Source organism: Rothia nasimurium (assembly GCF_049068285.1).
In the GTDB taxonomy this organism is placed as follows: Bacteria; Actinomycetota; Actinomycetes; order Actinomycetales; family Micrococcaceae; genus Rothia; species Rothia nasimurium_I.
Window position 1 is genome coordinate 207,005 of the sequence record NZ_JBLKPV010000003.1, and the last position, 18,668, is coordinate 225,672.

The window sequence follows — 18,668 nt, forward strand, 5'->3', positions numbered from 1 at the left end:
TTTCGCCCTTTCGACGGCGGAAAATTCTTTCAAACACGGTTATCAGTTTAGACAGAGGAGGCCCGCACCGGCTAACCGGTGCGGGCCTACTCACAAGCTTTAGTTAGAACTAGTTGTCACTAGGTCTTAGGCTTCGGCGGGAGCCTCAACCTCTTCAGCGCCTTCTTCGCCGACCTCGGGAACATCCAGTTCCTCAGGCTCGGAGATGTTGACTACGAGCAGGTCAGCGTCAGCAACCAGGGTGACGTCTGCAGGCAGCTCAACGTCAGAGGCGTGAACGTGGGCGCCAGCTTCGCGGCCTTCAATGTTAACAACGAGAGCTTCGGGAGCCTTCAAGGCGTCTGCTTCAACGAGCAGGGCGGTTTCTTCCTGGTTAGCTACGGCACCGGCAGCAGGCTCACCTTCAACGTGCACGGGAACCTCAATCTCAACACGCTCGCCGCGCTTAACGGTCAGCAGGTCGATGTGCTGCAGTTCGGGGCGGATGGGGTGACGCTGGATGTCCTTGATCATGGCCAGGTGGGAGGTACCTTCGATGTCCAGGTCCAGGATAGCGTTGGGGACGCGGGCAGCCAGGGTGGTTGCGTGACCGGGCAGAACAACGTGCTTGGGCTCTTCACCGTGACCGTAGATGACGGCGGGGATGTCGCCAGCCATGCGGATACGGCGGGCGTAACCCTTACCGAAGTCGCTGCGGACGGTTGCGGAAATCTTGATGGTCTCTGACATGAGGTCCATCCTTTCTCAGGTAGAAAAGTCGATGCGCCAAGTAAAAAGAAGTGAACTGGCGCCAGAAATCGCTTTCTAACCAGCCACCGTCAGGTTCGGACCTATACGAAGGAAATCCTTCTTATATTCCACTGCCTTGGCTTATTGGGTGTTGCCTCGGTAAGTGTTGGACGGCTTCGCCGATTCCGCGGGATTTTTGTTTCCTCGCTCGCTCGGAAAATCCCGCTCCATCCACTGCCTTGGCTTATTGAGTGTTGCCGAGAGACAACCTCTCTATTATGGCGCACAGGCCAGCATTAAACAAGCCCTCCCGCCCTCAGACAGAGGACGGGAGGGGAAGAATCAGCGTAAAAACCGAAAAGCTAGAACCTAATTGGAACGGCCATCGAAGAGGCTGGTGACAGAACCCTCGTCAAAGACTTCCTTGATAGCGCGGGCCAGCAAGGGAGCAATGGACAGGACGGTTAGGTTATCGAAAGTCTGCTCGGGGCGCAGGGGCAGGGTGTTGGTGACAACAACTTCGCTCGCGCCACAGCTGGAAAGACGCTCAGCTGCCGGGTCAGAGAAAACAGCGTGGGTAGCTGCAATGATGACGTCCTTAGCGCCGTGTTCCTTGAGCACGCGCACAGCACCGGCAATGGTGCCACCGGTATCGATCATGTCGTCGATCAGCACGCAGGTGCGGCCCTCGATGTCACCCACCACGGTCTTAGAGACAGCCTGGTTGGGGACGTTGACGTCGCGGGTCTTGTGGACGAAAGCTAGGGGGGCACCATCGAGCAGTTCAGCCCACTGCTCTGCGACCCGGACTCGACCGGTATCGGGTGACACGACGGTGACGTTCGAGGTATCGACCTTGCTTGCAACATACTCAGCCAGCAGGGGGATAGCCATGAGGTGGTCAACGGGGCCGTCGAAGAAGCCCTGAATCTGGGCGGTGTGGAGGTCCACGCTCATGAGACGGTCCGCACCAGCGGTCTTGTAGAGGTCAGAAATCAGGCGGGCTGAGATGGGTTCACGGCCCTTGTGCTTCTTATCCTGACGGGCGTAGGGGTAGAAGGGGGAAACGACGGTGATGGATCGGGCTGAAGCACGCTTGAGCGAGTCAATCATAATCAGCTGCTCCATGATGGCGTCGTTGATAGGCGCCGGGTGGGACTGGATCACGAATGCGTCCTTGCCGCGTACGGAGTCCTCGAAGCGGACGTAGGTTTCACCGTTTGCGAAGGTGTAGGCAGAGGAGGGTAGGACCTCGTTACCCAGTTCAGCCGCAATCTGTTCAGCGAGTTCAGGGTGGGCGCGGCCTGAGACCAACGCCATCTTCTTCTCGCCAGGATTCGTAATCTCAGTCATTTTTCGCTGTTCGCTTTCGTCAAGGTGAGAGCGGAACTTATTCGGCGTCGAGGGCTGCCTGGGCAGCTTCTGCGGCGTCGGTTCCGGCTCGCTTTTCAATGACCCAACGCTCGATATTGCGCTGGGGAGCTTCGTTGATAGCAAGAGCGCCGGCGGGGACGTCCTTGCGGATGACGGTGCCAGCCCCTGAGTAGGCGCCGTCACCGATGGTTACGGGGGCGACGTACATGTTGTCTGAGCCCATCCGAACATTGTTGCCTACAGTTGAGCGGTGCTTATTGACGCCGTCGTAGTTAACAAAGATTGAGGCCGCACCAATGTTGGAGTTCTCACCAATGGTGACATCCCCTGCGTAGGAGAGGTGGGGCAGCTTGGATCCGGCGCCGATTTCAGCGTTCTTGGTTTCGACGAAGGTACCGATCTTGCCCTTGGGGCCGAGCTTGGTGCCGGGACGCAGGTAGGCGAAGGGGCCGACGGTTGCGCCTGCTTCGATCAGGGAGTCTGAGCCTTCGGTGCGGGAGATAGTGACGTTCTCGCCGACGGTGACGTTGGTGAGGGTGGTGTCGGGTCCAATGGTGGAGCCGGTGGCGATGTGGGTGGTACCGCGCAGGATGGTGCCGGGCAGGATGGTCACATCGTTGTCAATGGTGACGGTGACGTCAATCCAGGTGGATTCGGGGTCAACGATAGTGACGCCGTTGACCATGTGGGCGGTGGTGATTCGGTCGTTGAGCTTGCGGCCCAGCTGGGCCAGCTGGACGCGGTCGTTAGCGCCTTCAACTTCCCAGCGGTCCTCGATATCCAGGGCGCTGGTGCGGAAGCCGTCTTCGCGGGCAATTGCCAGAACGTCGGTAATGTACTTTTCCCCCTGGGCGTTGTCGGTGGTGACGCGGGTGAGGGAGTTACGCAGGACGGTTGCGTCAAAAGCGTAGATACCGGAATTGATTTCGGTGATAGCCAGCTGCTCTTCGGTGGCGTCCTTAGCTTCGACAATAGCGGTCACTTCGCCAGCTTCATTGCGGACGATGCGGCCGTAGGCACCCGGTTCATCCAGGTGGGTGGTGAGGACGGTGACAGCGTTCTTGCCCTCTTCGTGGAAGGCAACGAGCTTCTGCAGGGTTTCAGCCTTCAGCAGGGGAACATCCCCGTAGGTAACAACGACGGTGCCTTCGATCTCGCCTACTTCAGCGTCCAGACCCAGCAGGCCCACCTCGACGGCACGGCCGGTGCCGGGAATCTCGTCCTGGTCAACGATGGTGACCTTCTCGTCAAAGGCGGTGACGTGGGCAGCGACCTTATCGCGCTGGTGGCGGACGACCACAGCCAGGTTCTTGGGTTCAAGCTCGCGGGCTACTGCCACTGCGTGCTCAACCATGGAACGTCCACCGATGGGGTGCATGACCTTGGGGGTTGATGACTTCATGCGGGTTCCAGCGCCAGCGGCTAGAACGATGACAGCTGACAGACCTGAAGTTGCGGCCACAGACAGTACTCCTTGCGCGAGTGCCACCCCGGGGACGGTGTGAGTAATCAGATCGGGGTTATAGCTCCGCCACTAGGACTCGAACCTAGAATAACGGCTCCAAAGGCCGCTGTGTTGCCAATTACACCATGGCGGATCAGCCCAGCTTCCAGCTTCCTGAACCAGGGCAGGCTGAAACAAGGACAGAAAAAATACTATCAAGGATTACACCCAGAACGAAATAAGCGCCCGGCTATCCCTCAGGGACAACCGGGCGGTTCGAAAACGAGGGAAGAGCCTACCGGCCCAGCCAGGGCACAACGGTGGCAAGGGCGTCCTCAATCTCTTGGACAGCCTCCACCGCACCGCCTTCACCGCGGGCACTCAAGGGGGCGATGGAGTCGCTGGGAAGCGGCACATCTTCAAGCTGCTGCATAAAAGCGATGGGATCAACCCGCTTACCTGCCCTCTCCTGGATACGGGCCATCTGCCCCAAGAGGTGGATTTTGTCGCGGTAGCGGGGGAACTGGCGGTGGAGCCAGGCGCGTTCCTGGTCGGTCATAGCAAGCACCAGGGCGGATTCAACAATGCGCTCCCGCACCACCTGGGTTGCCTTGTGGTTAGAGGTATCTACTTCCAGACGGAAGAGGGCGCGGGAGATTTCAGGGTCCATCCCCTGCCCCTCGGTAGCCTTAATACCGGCACTGATGTAGCTCCACCCGGCGGATGAGTTGGACAGTTCCTGGGCAAGATACTGGGCCGCTGCACTGCAGGTAGTGTTCGCCGTACCCACAAAAAGGACCTGCTTCTTCAGAGCGATGTCCTTATCGTGACTCCCCTTACCGAGCAAACGCCCCAGGAGCGTGCCGAAGCCAAGCTGTGCCACAGTAATCTTTCCCTTTCGCACCATCTGGTCAGTTCATGGGTGCCAATCAGCGCACCGCCCCCTATTCTACAACGGCGTGTCCCCTAGATGGTGGGCATACAGTGGGGGTGTTGGCAGGGGTCAGGGCGGTGTGCCCAAACCCCCTCACTTTTCCTAGCAGGACGGCCCGGGCTGGCAGGTGCCCCTGAGCGCAGGTAGCCTAGAGGGGTGGCACATTTACTAGGCGGCGAAGAGCTGCACATCGAGTTCCCTACCCGCACTATCTTTGAGGGTATTACCGTTGGCCTGAATGAGGGCGACCGGATCGGCATTGTTGGCCGGAACGGCGACGGCAAGTCCACCCTGCTCTCCCTGCTGGGAGGCCGCCTTGCCCCCGATTCTGGCCAGGTGACCGTCCGGTCGGGTACCCGCATTGGCTTCCTTGACCAGGCTGATGTTCTCGATGATTCCCTGACCGTTGGCCAGGCAATCGTTGGGGATGCCCCCGAGTACGAGTGGGCCTCCGACCCCAAAATCCGGGACGTCATTGCGGGCTTGGTTGCTGATTTGAACTGGCAGGCCCCCGTCTCTGCCCTCTCCGGCGGCCAGCGCCGCCGCGTCGCCCTCGCCGCCCTCCTCGCCGGGGACTGGGACGTCCTCATGCTGGACGAACCCACCAACCACCTCGACGTTGAAGCCATTACCTGGCTGGCTGCGCACCTGAAAAACCGCTGGTCTAAGAACGTCGGCGGCCTGCTGACCGTCACCCACGACCGCTGGTTCCTCGATGAAATCTGCACCGGCACCTGGGAAGTCCATGACGGCATTGTCGAGCCCTTCGAAGGGGGCTACGCCGCCTACATCCTGCAGCGGGTCGAACGGGACCGGCAGGCAGCAGCTGCCGAAGCCAAACGGCAGAACCTCATGCGCAAGGAACTAGCCTGGCTGCGCCGAGGCGCCCCGGCCCGCACCTCCAAACCCAAGTTCCGAATCGATGCCGCCAATGCCCTGATTGCCGACGTCCCGCCCGTCCGCAACACGGTAGAACTTGCCCAAATGGCAGTATCCCGCCTGGGCAAGGACGTCGTCGATATCGAGGACGTCTCCGTCAGCTACCCCGATGCCCAGAACCCCGGCGGCACCAAGGAGGTCCTCAAAAAAGTCACCTGGCGGATTGCCCCCGGCGAGCGCACCGGTATTCTGGGCGTCAACGGGGCCGGTAAATCCACCCTGTTAGGCCTGGTCACCGGCAGTGTCCAGCCATCTAGCGGCCGGGTCAAGCACGGCAAGACCGTTAAAGTTGCCACCCTCACCCAGCAGCTTGATGAGCTCAAAGAGGTTGAGAACGACCGCGTCTCGGACGTCATTGGCCGCAAGCGCACCTCCTACGTTGCAGGGGGCAAGGAAATGACTCCCGGCCAGCTGCTGGAACGCCTGGGCTTCACCTCTGCCCAGCTCTCCACCCCGGTCAAGGATCTCTCGGGTGGCCAGAAACGCCGCCTGCAGCTGCTGTTGATCCTGCTCGATGAGCCCAACGTGCTGATCCTGGATGAGCCCTCCAACGACCTGGATACCGACATGCTGGCTGCCATGGAGGACCTACTCGATACCTGGCCCGGCACCCTCCTGGTCGTCTCCCACGACCGCTACCTCATGGAGCGCGTCACCGACCAGCAGTACGCCCTCATCAATGGCCGTTTCCAGCACCTGCCCGGCGGGGTCGACCAGTACCTAGCCCTCTCGGCAGCAGCCACCGCCAGCCCGTCCTCAACAGCCCGTGATTCTTCCCCCCTGGGCAAGCAGGACGCCGCTTCTGCCTCCCAGCCCAAGGCCAGCGGGGCTGAGGTGCGAGCCGCCCAGAAGGAAATCAACCAGATTGACCGCAAACTGGGTAAGCTCACCGACCAGAAAGCCAAGCTGGACGACAAAATGGCCGCCCATGACCCCGCCGACTACGAGGGTCTAGCCGCCCTGTCGGCCGACTCCCAGGCCCTACAGGATGAGATTGAGGAGCTAGAGCTGCGCTGGATGGAGCTGTCAGAAATCCTCGATTAAAGATGTGAGGCCGGTTGAAGAACCGGCCTCACAGCTTTTTTGGTTTAGCGGTAGATCAGGGCGATCGTTGGCCCTGACCCAGAGACGAAGGCTGCCGCAACGTCCTGGGCAGCCTGGGCGGCTGCCAGGCTGGTAGCGAGTTCCGGTTGCAGGGTGATCGCGGGGGCAGCTAGGTCATTTCGCAGATAGGCTGTGATGACGGGCAGGCGCTCAGCCAGGGGGGCCGGGGTGGTAAGCGCTTCAATCAGGGGCTGGGGCACAGCTAGCACCGCATCGGGGGCCGGGTAGGTACCAGCAGCCCGTCCAGCATCCAGCTGACCATAGACGGCCGGGGTAGACAGCCCCCCGGCGCCTGAGGCGAGAAAACCGTAGCGCAGGGGTTCTACTCCGGCAGGTATCTCCAGGGGTTCTAGCTTCTCCCCTACCCCGGTGCCCACCGCTAGGCCCCCGAGTAGGGCGAAGGGGACGTCCGCCCCCAGGGGGGCTGCCAGCTCCAGCAGGCGGGCCAGGGGTAGTTCAGATGGAGCCAGGCCAAGGTCAACCAGGTAGGTGTTGGTGGCTTTCATGGCAGCAGCGGCATCAGCTGAGCCACCGCCCATGCCACCGGCTACCGGTACGGCCTTATCGATGTGCAGGTGCAGGCTGACCTGGTGGGCCTCTAGCCCCTGGGCGGTCAGGACGGCCTCAGCCCCCCGGTAGGCCAGATTGCTTGAATCCAAAGGGACGGTCGCGGGGTCAAAGGCCCCTGCCTCCACCTGGGAGGCAGCCGGGGAACCGGACACGACGGTCAAAGACTGGCTGATACCGGGCTGCTGGCCTGCCGTAACAGTGACTCGTTCTTCCAGGTCAACGGCGGCATAGAGGGAGGCTACCTCGTGGTAGCCGTCAGGCCGCACCGGACCCACGGCAAAGTAGAGGTTGGTTTTACCGGCTGCGGTAGCTGATACCGACACCACGGGCTACTCCCCCTCAACCAGGGCTGGAACCTGGCGGGCAGCCTCGGCGATCTTAATGAAGTCAAAAATATCGAGTTTCTCCCCGCGCAGCTGCGGGTCAAGGCCGGCAGCTTCAAGAATCTCACCGGCGCGGGCAGCTGAACCGGCCCAGCCAGCGAGCGCAGCCCGCAGGGTCTTGCGGCGCTGGGCAAAGGCTGCGTCAATAATGGCAAAGACCTCTTCACGGGGCAGATCAGAGAGCAGCTCAGGGCGGCGCTTAAAAGCCACCAGGCCCGACTTAATCTTGGGGGCAGGCCAGAAGACGTTGGTGCCAATCACCCCTGCCTTAGAGACTTCAGCGAACCAGTTGGCCTTGACCGAGGGCACCCCGTAAATCTTGGAGCCGGGCTTAGCTGAGAGCCGGTCGGCAACCTCGTCCTGCACCATGACCAGGGCGTGCTCAATCGAGGGGAAGGTTGCAAACATGTGCAGCAGCACCGGCACCGCCACGTTATAGGGAAGGTTGGCCACCAGGGCGGACGGGGTACGCGGCAGCTCGGTGACCTTCATGGCGTCCGAAAGCACCACGTCAATCCGGTCTTCTGAGCCGGGACGGAACTTAGCAATGGTCGCCGGAAGCTGTTCAGCAAGGGGCGGGTCGATTTCAACAGCAACCATGTCGCGGGCCGCGTCCAAAATCCCCAGGGTCAAAGAGCCCAGGCCGGGGCCAACCTCAACCACCGTCTCATCGGGGCTGATACCGGCAGCGGCGATAATACGGCGAATGGTATTAGGGTCAATCACAAAGTTCTGGCCCAGGGTCTTCGTGGGGCGGATCCCCAAGGTGGCGGCCAGATCACGGATTTCTTGGGGGCCAAGGAGGGCATCGGGTGCGGGAGAAAGCTGTTCAGTCACAGGCTCCAGTTTACCTTTTCTGCATATACCGCACATCTCCCCCGGCCTGGCCACCCCACCGGTAGAATTACTGCTCGTACCCAGCCACCCAACCCCGGGGAACCTATGCCTACCGCACCTGCCGCGCACCAGCGTCCGCCCATCACCGCCCTAGCCAGGGCACTCACCAGCACACCGGCCCTGGTCACCGCCCTAGCGCTCACCGTCATCAGCGCCTACCCCTTCCTCTGGGACGAAAAAATGGTGGCCAGGGAATTCTTCGACCTACAGGTCTATTACGGAGGGGTGGCCCACTGGCTAGAAACCAGCCAGCTCTACAACTGGGCACTGCCTCCCGAGGAAATCTACGGCTTTACCTACCCGCCTTTTGCAGCCCTGGTCTTCACACCTTTTGTGTTGCTCACCAGTGCAGATACTGCTGGGCCAATATTTCTGTTGCTCAACATTGCCGCGCTGGTAACCCTGGTCTATCTCTCCTGCCGGGGTATGGGGGTGGGTAAGCGTCCGGCCCTGGCAGCCGGGCTCTGGCTAACTCCCCTGCTGCTCAAGTTCTTCCCCATCAGCTTCAACATGGAACTGGGGCAAATCAACCTCTTTTTGGTCTTGCTCATTCTCACCGACGTCATCTACCTCAAGAACACCCGCTGGCACGGGGTGCTCATTGCCCTGACCGCCTGCATCAAACTCACCCCGGCTATCTTCGGGTTGCTCTTTCTCGCCACCCGCGATTGGAAGTCCCTAGCCCGGTTCGTAGGCACCGGCTTGGCCTCTATCGCACTGAGTTTTGCCGTCGATTTTGAGGTAGCCCGCGAGTACTTCACCGAGAAAATCTTTGAATCCTCCCGCGTGGGCTCCATTACCGGGGCGCTGAACTATAACCTGCTGGGCACCTGGGCCATACTCTTCCCCGCCTGGCTCACCGGCGTCCTTTTTGCTCTCACCGCCCTGGGGTCGGTAGTGCTAACCTATCTGGCCGTTCGCAGGCTAGCTGGGCAGGACGTCCCCGGCGCCTACCTGGGGGCCGCATCCTGCGTTGCGGCGCTGGGGCTCTTGCTCTCCCCTATCTCCTGGACCCACCACTGGGTCTGGTTCGTGACCTTCCTGATTTTCGCTGCCCTCTACGGCTGGCGCACCGCCCACAGGAGCTACCTCTACCTGGCCGCCGCCGGAACCCTCATTTTTGCTATGCCCTTTGCGGTCTGGTTTGGCGGCCACAACTGGGGTGGCAACGAGTGGCCCGAGCACCTAGCCCTCTTGCACGCCCTGCCGGTGGCCTGGGCTGTTGCCTACCTGGCGCTCCCGGTGCTCTTACGGCCTACCGCCACCGTCCACAACCGGGACTAGAGCAGCTAGGGCCCTAGAAGCCTTCAATCCCCCAGGACCCGTAGGCAGCCAGGGAGTTAGCGCGAATATCCCGGCAGAGTTCTTCCAGGTCAGCCCCCAGGTGTTCAGCCATGAAACGCACAGTGTAGTTGGTCATGTAACTAGCGTTGGGGCGGCCCCTAAAGGGGTGGGGGGTCAAGAAGGGAGCGTCGGTCTCCGCCAGGATGAGGTCCCGGCGGGCTAGCCTCAGCGACTCTTGAATTCCGTGCGAGTTCTTGAAGGTCACGGTACCCGCAAAGCTCATGTACCAGCCCTGTTCGTTGCAGATCTCGGCCAGGTCAGGCCCGCCGGAATAGCAGTGGAAAATGACAGTCTCGGGGGCCCCTTCATCCAGCAAAACGCGCACGACGTCCTCGTGGGCGTCCCGATCATGGATCTGCACGGCCTTACCGTGCTTCTTGGCCATGCGGATGTGGGCGCGGAAGGATTCCTCCTGGGCAGCCTGCCCCTCTTCACCGGTGCGGAAGTAGTCCAGGCCGGTCTCCCCCAGGGCACGGACGCGCGGGTCAGCGGCCAGGGTGTCGATAGCAGCCAGGGCCGCCTCCAGCTGGCCAGCCTCAGCCAGCTTGGGAGCTTCGTTAGGGTGCAGGGCCACAGCGGCCAGCACGCGCGGGTCAGCCTGGGCGGCCCGCACGGCGTAGAGGGAGCTGGGCACATCGCAGCCGACCTGCACAATCGCCCCAATACCCAGGGCCTCGCCAGTATCCAGGGCGTCGCGGGCGGTCACGGCCACCTCGCCGTCCAGCAAATCCATGTGGGTGTGGTTATCAACAATGGCGTAGGGCAGGGGGGCCGGGGCCGGCGGGAAAACCAGGTTGCGGCGCCGTCCGTCCTCACCTTTCTCCCCGCGCCTGCGGGTTCCCTCCCCACTGGGCTCCCCGGCAGTGTGATAGCGGTCAGCCCGATAGGCCGGGGGTACTTCGCCCTCAAGAATGGGCTCGGGGGCCTCAAAGATAGTGGCGGTCTGCTCTGCCTGGCTGGGCAGGTAGGCGGCAAAGCGCTCGGCAAGTTCGCAGAGTTCGGCGTCGGTGAGGGTATGGTCGGTACACATGGTTAGTTTTCCTTGAGGTCGAGCATGGCCTGGTAGAGATCACGTTTGGGGACGCCGTGGGCTTCAGCCACCTGGGCACAGGCGGCTTTGAGCCTTACACCCCCGTCGATCAATTCCTGGACGAGGTCGGTCAGGTTTTCTGCATTCTCAGCTTCAGGCGCAGGGGCCCCTTCCACCACAATGGCGATTTCGCCCTTGATCTGCTTCGAGTTGGCCCACTCTATGAGGTCAGCCAGGCTACCCCGGGCCACTTCTTCGTGGAGCTTGGTGAGCTCCCGGCAGACAGCGGCCCGGCGCTCTGCTCCGAAAGTTTCAGCAAAATCAGCTAAGGTTGCAGCCAGCCGGTGGGGGGACTCGTAGAAGACCATGGTACGTTCTTCGGTAGCGAGCGCCGCCAGGCGGCGGCTGCGGTCAGAGCCCTTGCGGGCGAGGAAACCCTCGAAGGTGAAGCGGCCCGAGGGTAGGCCGGAAACGGCAATGGCGGTGACGACGGCTGAGGGCCCGGGCAGGGCGGTGACGGTCAGCCCGGCTTCAGCCACGGCAGCGGCTGCCACATAACCGGGGTCGGAGACAGCCGGCATACCGGCATCCGACATGAGTAGCACGGTCTGGCCAGCTGCCACTGCTTCAACGATCTGGGTGGCCCGTTCTGCCTCGTTGTGGTCGTGGTTGACCAGGATCCGGCCGGTATAGGTGACACCCAGGCCAGCTGCCAGCTTGCGGAGGGTTCGGGAGTCTTCAACAGCCAGGACGTCCGCGCTAGCCAGGGCTTGACGTAGGCGCGGGGTGGCGTCAGCCAGGTTACCAATGGGGGTACCTCCTAGCACAAGGGCACCACCGTCTACCCCGGCCCCGACAGTAGTGGGGTGGGGTGAGGTTGCGTCAGGGTTTTGGGCGGCAAGGGCCTGTGGGGAGGATTCCATAAGTTTTAACCCTACTCTTCTTGGTGTTCCCCCACTATGGGGCGCGGTAATCTACTAGCATAACTTAGGTGAAATCTAATTCCAGCCTAACCACTGCACCTGACCGGGGCGCCTCCGGTGCCGTCCTGACCCTCTCTGATGCTTTTTCTGAGGCTGCCCTCCGGGCCCGTCTTGCTGTAACTGCTGTGCCCCTGCCCCGTCTGGGCTGGGTCGCTCCCCTCCTGGTGCTCCTACTGGCCGGGGCCATGCGGTTCGTCAATTTGGCGTACCCGAATGCAATCGTCTTTGATGAAACCTACTATGCCAAGGACGGTTATTCGCTCCTGCATTTTGGGTACGAGCGCAATTGGTCTGATACAGCCAATGAGTCTTTTGTCGCTGGTGCTCCTGCCGGTCTTGAAGAGACTGCTGCCTATGTGGTGCATCCGCCGGTGGGTAAGTGGATGATTGCCCTGGGCATGGCGGTCTTTGGGGATGACAATCCCTTGGGGTGGCGGGCTGCTGCTGCTTTCACCGGGACGCTTTCTGTGGGCCTGGTAATGCTGGCTGGTTGGCTGATTTTCCGGTCGGTGACGGTGGCCTCCTTGGCTGGCCTGCTCTTGAGTATTGACGGCCTGCACTATGTTCAGTCGCGCCTGGCCCTGCTTGATATCTTCCTGATGTTTTGGCTGTTGGCCACCTTTGTAGCCCTCTTGCTGGACCGCTATCAGGCCCGTCGCCGGTTGGCAGCTAAGATCGCGGAGCACGCCCGGTCGCGGCGGGGTCTACCGGCTGATGATTTTATGCTCTACGGCCCCTGGCTGGGGGTACGCTACTGGCGTCTTCTTGCCGGCGTGTGCGCCGGTTTAGCGGTAGGCGTCAAGTGGAACGCCCTCTTCTTTATTGCCATCTTCGGTCTGATGACGGTTTTTTGGGACGCCAATGCCCGCCGGATTGCCGGTATTAAGCGCTGGTATGTCGCAGGTTTCTTGCGGGACGGGATTCTTGCCTTCTTCGCCCTGATTGGCACCGGCCTTGTGGTCTATATTATGACCTGGGCTGGCTGGTTTGCTTCAGATTCTGCCTACGACCGCAACTGGGCTGCTGAGCACCCCGGCGAGGGGCTCACCTGGCTCCCAGCCTCTTTGCGCTCTCTATGGGCCTACCATGTCTCAGCCTATTCCTTCCATTCTGGCCTGGATTCCGACCATACCTATGAGTCCCCGGCCTGGCAGTGGCTGATTATGGCCCGGCCGACCAGCTACTTTTATGAGTCCCATGCCCAGGGGGTCAACGGGTGTGAGGTTGAGAAGTGCTCCCAGGCTATCTTGAATATCGGCAACCCGCTGATCTGGTGGTCCTTCTCTATCGTGGCTGTGGTGGCCCTGGTGTTGTTGCTTCTGCGCCGGGATTGGCGCTTTGGGGCCCTGTTTGCGGTCTTTGCGGTGGGCTACTTCCCCTGGTTTGCCTACCCTGAACGCACCATGTTCTTCTTCTATGCGCTGTCTTTTGAGCCCTACCTGGTGCTGATGCTGGCCGGGGTTTTGGGTCTTGCGCTGGGACGTCCGGGCGATAGCGTCCGCCGCCGCCAGGCTGGCTTGCTGGTGGTGGGGCTCTTCACGGTCTTTGCCCTCTTGCTCAGCATTTACTACTGGCCCATTTGGAATGCCGAGGTCGTCCCCTACGATACTTGGCGCTCTAGGATTTGGTTTGACGGCTGGATCTAAACCTGCCCTGCCCCCAAACAGCTCAGGCCCCGGAACCGAACGGTTCCGGGGCCTGAGGTGTTAACAGGAGGTATTAGCCTCGGGTGCCAGGTAGGTGTGAGGAGCTCAGCTGGGCCTGGAGCTCAACACGCTCTGCCCGGCGTTTGGCTGCAAGGGCCCGGCGGTAGCGGGTGGGCCAGGTGGCAAGGAGCAGGGTAAGGGTTAGCAGGAGGATGAGGGAACCGGCGGCAAGGGCAGCGTCAATCCAGAACTGGGGCGGGTAGAGGCGGATGAGGGTATCGTCCAGGGCAAACTGCCAGTTGCCCTGGGGGAAGAAAACTTCGTGGAAGGTGGTGAAGAAGGTTTCCCAGCCCAGGACGCCAGCCACAGCAAGGCCGGTGATGAGGATGAGGGTTGCCCAGGCCCCAGCAAAAAGGCTGGAGCGGATCACGCCGGGGGCCCGCAGACGTAGGCTTCGGCCGGCGATGAGGGCCATCACCAGCATGAAGAGGGCGAAGGCAGTAGCCCAGAGCATGACCCGTTTGACGTCGGTCATGTGCTCTACCTCTGAGGTGAGGAAGGCTGCCCGTCCGTCGGTAGTGATCTCGGAGAGGAAGGTGTGGGGGGCAAAGTTCAGGATATAGTCCAGACCGTAGGAGCCCAGGCGGAGCCTTTCTTGGGTATCGAACCCGTAGCTGTCAGCGGGGAAGCCGGGGCGGTGGTATTCGATCCAGAGGAAGACATTGCTAGCAACGGCCCGCAGGGCGATGGTGATGATCAGGATAGGTACGCTCAGGGCCAGTAGGGTACGGCGCAGGCCCAACAGTCGGGGACGGTCGGCCACTGCTTCTGCGCGGGCCCCGGCCCGGGTTGCGGCCGGATCGCTTGCAGGAGCCGCCTCTACCCTGTCAGCATCGGCTGAGGTGGGCTCCTCCTGGGGGCTGCTGAGGGTTCCGGGAACATAGGTGGCCCCGTCCTCTACTTCATCGGCGGTAGGGGCTTGGACGAGGGGGACGGGCGAGGTCCAGGGGGCTGCCTCCTGGCCAGTAACCGGGGCTGCGGGGGCTAGTCCCTTCTCTGCGCGACGGGCTGAGAGCAAAGAATCTGCTGCAGGGTTAATGGCTGGGCTAAGTTTCTCCCATTCCTTGCCGTTGGGGGTATCTGCGGGGTTGGTCGGGTTCTGGGCCACGGGTAGATAGTCCTTGTATCCGGTTTCTCTTGCCCTAGTATCTTACGCGCTCTGCTCCCGGCAGGCATAGAAAACTCCCGCCCCACCGTCCGGTGGTGCGGGAGCTTCTCAGGGTTTGCGGAACCCGGGCTGGGTTTTACCAGTTGCCCTTCCAGCTTGCGTCGCTGTAGTTTTCGAAGGGGATGTTCCAGTCGCCGTAGCCGTCGTCGGGATCGGCCTGGGGGTAGCCGGTGTTGATGGTCTCTACGACGTCGCCCACGCCAAAGTTGTTGTAGAAAATCTTGACGTCCTCTGGCAACATACCGATGCAACCGTGGGAAAGGTTGGCGTAGCCTACGCTAGGCCAGGCGCTGGGGAGGGCCTGGTGGACGAAGACACCGCTGGCGGTCAGGCGGGAGGTCCAGGAGGCCCAGAAGGGCTCGTAGTAGTGGGGGTCATCTTCTGCTAGATCCAGGGAGCCGGGGTTGAAGAAGTAGCTTTCTGCCTTCTCAATAATGACGAGTTCACCCACGACGGAGGGCCAGTCAGCGTTACCCAGGGTGATGGGGGCTTCGTGGATGAGTTTGTCATCAACCCACATTTTAATGGTCTTGGTGGTGTTATCGGCCAGGGCGTAGCGCTTATTCCAGGTATGGAAGGTGCGCTTGAGCTCGTGGTTACCGATCATACCGTTGCCAATATCGAGGCCAAAGATGTCAAGCTCGATGGTGATGGTGGAGTTGGTGGCCCACTTCTTTTCAGGACGGTAGCGCACCATCTTGTCGCTGTACCAGCGGAACTTGCCGGGGAAGTCGCCGCCACCGGTGATCTTGATGCGTTCTTCAACCTCAGCCTTATTAATCACGGGCTCAGAGAAGTCAAACTGGATGATTCGGCCGATACCAACGGTTTCGCCGTCAGCGATGTTGATGCGGGCATCAGCTTCGTAAGGTGCTGAGACGGTTGCGAAGGTGCTCTTGCCCTTACCGCTGTTGCCCTCAGCATCGTCGGCTTCCCAGCTCACGGTGTAGGTACGCTTGAAGACCATACGGTCTGTGGAGGTCCAGCTCTTACCGTCTGCTGCAAGCTCACCGGCCAGATCTTCGCCCTTGTCGGTGGTGACGGTGACCTTGGTCAGGGTGGAGTCTTGGGTTGAAACGGTAACGGTTTCAAGGGGATTGATCTCAACCTGGTCCAGGGCAGGCACTACCGTGACGGTGCCGACGAAGGCGGGGGTGGGGCTGGCAGATGGGGTGGGTGAGGTTCCTGCAGCTGTTGTTTCGGTACTTGCTGTTCCTGCGGCGGTGTTGTTGGTAGAGCAGGCAGCAAGGGCCATGGTTCCCAGGGCGCCTACGGTAACGAAGGAGCGGCGGGTGAGGGCGTCCCGCTGGGCGGGATCAAGGGGGTGAGCCACGGGCAGTTCTTCCTTGGTGTGAGTTATGGACACAAGTGAAAAAATGTGTTTGAGAAATCTTATCTAATTCAGGCTACTGACGATATGGCCAAGCTCCCATTGTGGGACATTTTTGTGCCAGGGACTTTAATTTTTCGGCCTACCTGGGTGCAATACCGGCCTGTGGGACGCAGAAATGGAAGTATTTGGGTCTTCGACTCAAAAATCTTAGTCCGGCACAAAGCCTAGGAGAGAGGACGCAGGTGGCGGCCGGTAACACCGGGGCTTGTGGTTTCCTGGGCGGGGGCAGGTACGGTGCCGGCCCGCACAACATCCCATCCCTGGGGGGCTGTCAGGCGGTCAGCGTGGAATTCGCACAGGTCGTAGGCGTGCGGTTCGCGGTGGGTGGAGAGGGGGCCGATGACCGCGGTGGAATCTGCGTAGGCGTAGGTCAGGGTGTAGATTGCTTCGCGCTGGCAGGTCTGGCGGGAGCACTGGCGGGTGGTTGCCATGGGGCTGGGCCTTACTTTCTTAGATTGCTTGCTTGCGGAGACGGCGGCGTTCGCGTTCTGAGAGTCCACCCCAGATACCGAAGCGTTCGTCATTTTCCATGGCATATTCGAGACAGGCTTCACGCACGGGGCACTCGTTGCAGACCCGCTTAGCGTCGCGGGTTGAGCCGCCCTTTTCGGGGAAGAAGGCTTCAGGGTCGGTCTGGGCGCAGAGGGCATCTGCCTGCCATGAGAGTTCACCATCGTCGCCGTCGGTACTGTAAATGCCAGCTGCCTGCTGCCACAGGGAGAGGGTTTCAGCGTCGGATGCGAGGTTCTCGGTGCTTGCAGCGTTGGATGCGGTGGCGCGTCCCCGGGCGCGGGGTGTTGCGGCATTGATCAAAGCGGTGGCCTGGTCTTCTAAGTAGTGGGCAGAGTGCATGGTGTGGTGAGGGGCCCTTGCCGCCCCGCGGGGAGTGGATCCGCTCAGGGGGAAGCTATTGTGGCCCATGGTTCCCTTTCATATCCCTGGAGATGAGGACATCTGCGTGGCAGGATACTCCCTGGTGGGTGCATGCCGGCCATAAGATTTTTCTGCCGACAGTGCGAAGGTCGGGCCCGTGAGGGCACCTGACCTGCCGGTGGAAAAAAATTTACCTGACCTAATTACACGCGTGTAAGGCCCCTCCCGTCAAGCTGAGAATAAAAATTTTTGCGTCGTGACCAGATTGTTATACAAAAATTTGCGTTTCTGTGTGGTATATGCATACCAAGACTCTCAGACCCCTTGACCCCGGAAGGGGATAGAGTGAATGTATGACTTCTTCTGCTTCTTTTTCTGCCTTCATGCAGCAGTTAGCTGCCCGCCAGTCCCCTGCCCTACTGTGGTATTCGGTTCCCGGCGAACGTATTGAACTATCGGGCAGGGTTTTTGATAACTGGGTTGCTAAGACCGCTAACTTCTTGGTGGACGAGTGCGAGCTGGAACCCGGCTCCCTGCTGGCTCTGCCCGAGCGCCTGCACTGGCGTTCGCTGGTTCTGGCGGCAGCTGGTCTGCGGGTAGGGGCGGCCCTGGCCTGGGGGCAGCAGGCGGGGGCGGACGTCCGCGCCGCCTTTGATACCGCAGAGCTAGAAGGTGCAGCGGAAGAGTACCTGCTGGCTGTGGCCTCTGAACCGCTAGCTCCGCGCTTTATGGGGCAGCTACCTGCGGGAATGATTGATTACGCGGCTGAGGTCAGGTCCCACCCCGATGTTTACATGGGGTGGGCAGGACCTGACTCTGAAGGACTGGCCTGGGAGGGGACCAGCAATACCCAGCTGATGGAGCGGCTGGCCCACCAGGGTTCAGTCCTGTCTTCTGGGTATGACCGTGAGGTAGCTGCCCTCCAGGTAGCGGGCGAGCGCTTCGACGCCACTTCCCTAGAGCAAGCTCTAGCGGTGATAGCCTCAGGCCGCGCGGCTTTGATTCTTGACCCGGAAGTTACCTGGGAGCAGGAGCGTCTTAGTCGAGTTTTGGCCGACGAACGGGCCCTGTCTCTGCCTTCTCAACAATAGGCAGGGAGCCGGTCATAATCTTGGTGGCTTCTTCGATGAGCTCGGCCCGCTTCTCCTCGGTGGTCTTATCGTCGCTGTGGCTCTTGCTCTGTGAGAAGACCCAGAACTTATAGAGGAAGTAGCGCACGATGGTGCCCAAGATGGTGCCGATGATAGTGCCCGAGATAAAGGACGCCCGGGGGCTGGTTAGGCCCAGCACGTAGACGCTAAAGAGCACGCAGGAGGCCTCAACACCGATACCGATGGCGTTGACGATGCCGAATTCGATAGCCTCACGCACCTTATTACCGGTGCGTTTTTCGCGGAAGGTCCACAGGCGGTTGGCAACCCAGGAGAAGATGGTGGCGACGATACCGGCTACGACCTTGGCCTTGGCATGGCCGTCAGCGAAGATCGAGTGCATGAGGGTCCAGGTCACAGCGGAGTTAATGATGAAGGCCAAGCCGCCAACTGACAGAAACTGTAGCACCTCTCGCCCGTGGCTGTGGTAGAGCATGGTGGCGCGTTCTTTCAGTGTGCTCATGGCAGATCCCCTCAATGGTTTAGTGTCACTCCTGCCCAATATACAGCCCGGGAGACTCCCCTACCTGGCAGAACAGGCCGGAACTTACTCACACCGTGCCGGGCCTCAAGACGCAGAAGATTCTAGCTGCGGTGGTTGTATGTCCACCGGGGCGTCACCGCTTTTACAAGCCCCCATCTCACA

Annotated in this window: 17 protein-coding genes and 1 tRNA gene; 4 read left to right on the top strand and 14 right to left on the bottom strand. The window is 60.9% G+C overall.

Annotated elements, in window-relative coordinates:
- Positions 1–126: 126 nt before the first annotated feature.
- The 5 genes from ACMXX3_RS04435 to ACMXX3_RS04455 form a co-directional block, all read right to left on the bottom strand.
- The gene (locus ACMXX3_RS04435) at positions 127–729 is read right to left on the bottom strand and encodes a 50S ribosomal protein L25/general stress protein Ctc (protein WP_421083544.1); all 603 of its coding nucleotides are present in this window, start codon (positions 727–729) and stop codon (positions 127–129) included.
- Between the two features lie 369 nt (positions 730–1,098).
- A complete protein-coding gene (locus ACMXX3_RS04440) occupies positions 1,099–2,082 on the bottom strand; it encodes a ribose-phosphate diphosphokinase (protein ID WP_421083545.1) in 984 nt (327 codons plus the stop codon).
- 37 nt (positions 2,083–2,119) lie between these two features.
- Positions 2,120–3,565: a bifunctional UDP-N-acetylglucosamine diphosphorylase/glucosamine-1-phosphate N-acetyltransferase GlmU gene (glmU, locus tag ACMXX3_RS04445; RefSeq protein WP_421083546.1), complete on the bottom strand. Its 1,446-nt coding sequence runs from the start codon at positions 3,563–3,565 to the stop codon at positions 2,120–2,122.
- A 64-nt stretch (positions 3,566–3,629) separates the two neighbouring features.
- A tRNA-Gln gene (locus ACMXX3_RS04450) sits at positions 3,630–3,701 on the bottom strand.
- A gap of 141 nt (positions 3,702–3,842) precedes the next feature.
- Positions 3,843–4,430, bottom strand: coding sequence for a hypothetical protein (locus ACMXX3_RS04455; RefSeq protein ID WP_421083547.1), 588 nt, complete (start codon positions 4,428–4,430; stop codon positions 3,843–3,845).
- A gap of 207 nt (positions 4,431–4,637) precedes the next feature.
- Here ACMXX3_RS04455 and ACMXX3_RS04460 point away from each other — a divergent pair, with 207 nt between their 5' ends.
- Positions 4,638–6,464 (top strand): ABC-F family ATP-binding cassette domain-containing protein, encoded by a 1,827-nt coding sequence (locus ACMXX3_RS04460; protein WP_421083548.1) that lies wholly within the window; start codon positions 4,638–4,640, stop codon positions 6,462–6,464.
- 44 nt (positions 6,465–6,508) lie between these two features.
- On the opposite strand, the gene ACMXX3_RS04465 is transcribed toward ACMXX3_RS04460, so the two are convergent.
- Together ACMXX3_RS04465 and rsmA are read right to left on the bottom strand one after the other, a co-directional pair.
- A complete protein-coding gene (locus ACMXX3_RS04465) occupies positions 6,509–7,420 on the bottom strand; it encodes a 4-diphosphocytidyl-2C-methyl-D-erythritol kinase (protein WP_421083549.1) in 912 nt (303 codons plus the stop codon).
- A gap of 3 nt (positions 7,421–7,423) precedes the next feature.
- Positions 7,424–8,350, bottom strand: a complete 927-nt coding sequence (rsmA, locus tag ACMXX3_RS04470) for a 16S rRNA (adenine(1518)-N(6)/adenine(1519)-N(6))-dimethyltransferase RsmA (RefSeq protein WP_421083550.1) — start codon at positions 8,348–8,350, stop codon at positions 7,424–7,426.
- A 69-nt stretch (positions 8,351–8,419) separates the two neighbouring features.
- Here rsmA and ACMXX3_RS04475 point away from each other — a divergent pair, with 69 nt between their 5' ends.
- Positions 8,420–9,658 (top strand): glycosyltransferase 87 family protein, encoded by a 1,239-nt coding sequence (locus ACMXX3_RS04475; RefSeq protein WP_421083551.1) that lies wholly within the window; start codon positions 8,420–8,422, stop codon positions 9,656–9,658.
- A gap of 13 nt (positions 9,659–9,671) precedes the next feature.
- Here ACMXX3_RS04475 and ACMXX3_RS04480 read toward each other — a convergent pair whose 3' ends face one another.
- The gene (locus ACMXX3_RS04480; RefSeq protein ID WP_421083552.1) at positions 9,672–10,748 is read right to left on the bottom strand and encodes a TatD family hydrolase; all 1,077 of its coding nucleotides are present in this window, start codon (positions 10,746–10,748) and stop codon (positions 9,672–9,674) included.
- A gap of 2 nt (positions 10,749–10,750) precedes the next feature.
- A complete protein-coding gene (gene rsmI / locus ACMXX3_RS04485) occupies positions 10,751–11,671 on the bottom strand; it encodes a 16S rRNA (cytidine(1402)-2'-O)-methyltransferase (RefSeq protein WP_421083553.1) in 921 nt (306 codons plus the stop codon).
- A 68-nt stretch (positions 11,672–11,739) separates the two neighbouring features.
- Here rsmI and ACMXX3_RS04490 point away from each other — a divergent pair, with 68 nt between their 5' ends.
- On the top strand, positions 11,740–13,377 hold the full coding sequence (locus ACMXX3_RS04490) for a dolichyl-phosphate-mannose--protein mannosyltransferase (RefSeq protein WP_421083554.1): 1,638 nt from the start codon (positions 11,740–11,742) through the stop codon (positions 13,375–13,377).
- Positions 13,378–13,450: 73 nt separating this feature from the next.
- On the opposite strand, the gene ACMXX3_RS04495 is transcribed toward ACMXX3_RS04490, so the two are convergent.
- The 4 genes from ACMXX3_RS04495 to ACMXX3_RS04510 all read right to left on the bottom strand — a co-directional run bounded on the left by ACMXX3_RS04495 (position 13,451) and on the right by ACMXX3_RS04510 (position 16,919).
- Positions 13,451–14,545 carry a TIGR01906 family membrane protein gene (locus tag ACMXX3_RS04495; protein WP_421083555.1) on the bottom strand — a complete coding sequence of 365 codons (1,095 nt, stop codon included), beginning with the start codon at positions 14,543–14,545 and terminating at the stop codon, positions 13,451–13,453.
- Between the two features lie 136 nt (positions 14,546–14,681).
- Complete coding sequence (locus ACMXX3_RS04500) at positions 14,682–15,938, bottom strand: Ig-like domain-containing protein (protein ID WP_421083556.1); 1,257 nt, start codon at positions 15,936–15,938, stop codon at positions 14,682–14,684.
- A 224-nt stretch (positions 15,939–16,162) separates the two neighbouring features.
- Positions 16,163–16,429, bottom strand: coding sequence for a DUF3499 family protein (locus ACMXX3_RS04505; protein WP_421083557.1), 267 nt, complete (start codon positions 16,427–16,429; stop codon positions 16,163–16,165).
- Between the two features lie 19 nt (positions 16,430–16,448).
- Positions 16,449–16,919 carry a WhiB family transcriptional regulator gene (locus ACMXX3_RS04510; protein WP_421083558.1) on the bottom strand — a complete coding sequence of 157 codons (471 nt, stop codon included), beginning with the start codon at positions 16,917–16,919 and terminating at the stop codon, positions 16,449–16,451.
- A 305-nt stretch (positions 16,920–17,224) separates the two neighbouring features.
- Between ACMXX3_RS04510 and ACMXX3_RS04515 the strand changes: the two genes are divergently transcribed.
- On the top strand, positions 17,225–17,962 hold the full coding sequence (locus tag ACMXX3_RS04515) for a TIGR03089 family protein (RefSeq protein ID WP_421083559.1): 738 nt from the start codon (positions 17,225–17,227) through the stop codon (positions 17,960–17,962).
- Here ACMXX3_RS04515 and ACMXX3_RS04520 read toward each other — a convergent pair.
- On the bottom strand, positions 17,910–18,485 hold the full coding sequence (locus tag ACMXX3_RS04520; protein ID WP_421083560.1) for a GtrA family protein: 576 nt from the start codon (positions 18,483–18,485) through the stop codon (positions 17,910–17,912). The genes ACMXX3_RS04515 and ACMXX3_RS04520 overlap by 53 nt on opposite strands.
- Positions 18,486–18,668: the final 183 nt, after the last annotated feature.

Bases quoted from the DNA above. Each gene is read 5' to 3' on its own strand.
- ACMXX3_RS04435 (WP_421083544.1), bottom strand. From the start codon at position 729: ATGTCAGAGACCATCAAGATTTCCGCAACCGTCCGCAGCGACTTCGGT.
- ACMXX3_RS04440 (WP_421083545.1), bottom strand. From the start codon at position 2,082: ATGACTGAGATTACGAATCCTGGCGAGAAGAAGATGGCGTTGGTCTCA.
- rsmA (WP_421083550.1), bottom strand. From the start codon at position 8,350: ATGTGCGGTATATGCAGAAAAGGTAAACTGGAGCCTGTGACTGAACAG.
- ACMXX3_RS04475 (WP_421083551.1), top strand. From the start codon at position 8,420: ATGCCTACCGCACCTGCCGCGCACCAGCGTCCGCCCATCACCGCCCTA.
- ACMXX3_RS04480 (WP_421083552.1), bottom strand. From the start codon at position 10,748: ATGTGTACCGACCATACCCTCACCGACGCCGAACTCTGCGAACTTGCC.
- rsmI (WP_421083553.1), bottom strand. From the start codon at position 11,671: ATGGAATCCTCCCCACAGGCCCTTGCCGCCCAAAACCCTGACGCAACC.
- ACMXX3_RS04505 (WP_421083557.1), bottom strand. From the start codon at position 16,429: ATGGCAACCACCCGCCAGTGCTCCCGCCAGACCTGCCAGCGCGAAGCA.
- ACMXX3_RS04510 (WP_421083558.1), bottom strand. From the start codon at position 16,919: ATGGGCCACAATAGCTTCCCCCTGAGCGGATCCACTCCCCGCGGGGCG.
- ACMXX3_RS04515 (WP_421083559.1), top strand. From the start codon at position 17,225: ATGACTTCTTCTGCTTCTTTTTCTGCCTTCATGCAGCAGTTAGCTGCC.
- ACMXX3_RS04520 (WP_421083560.1), bottom strand. From the start codon at position 18,485: ATGAGCACACTGAAAGAACGCGCCACCATGCTCTACCACAGCCACGGG.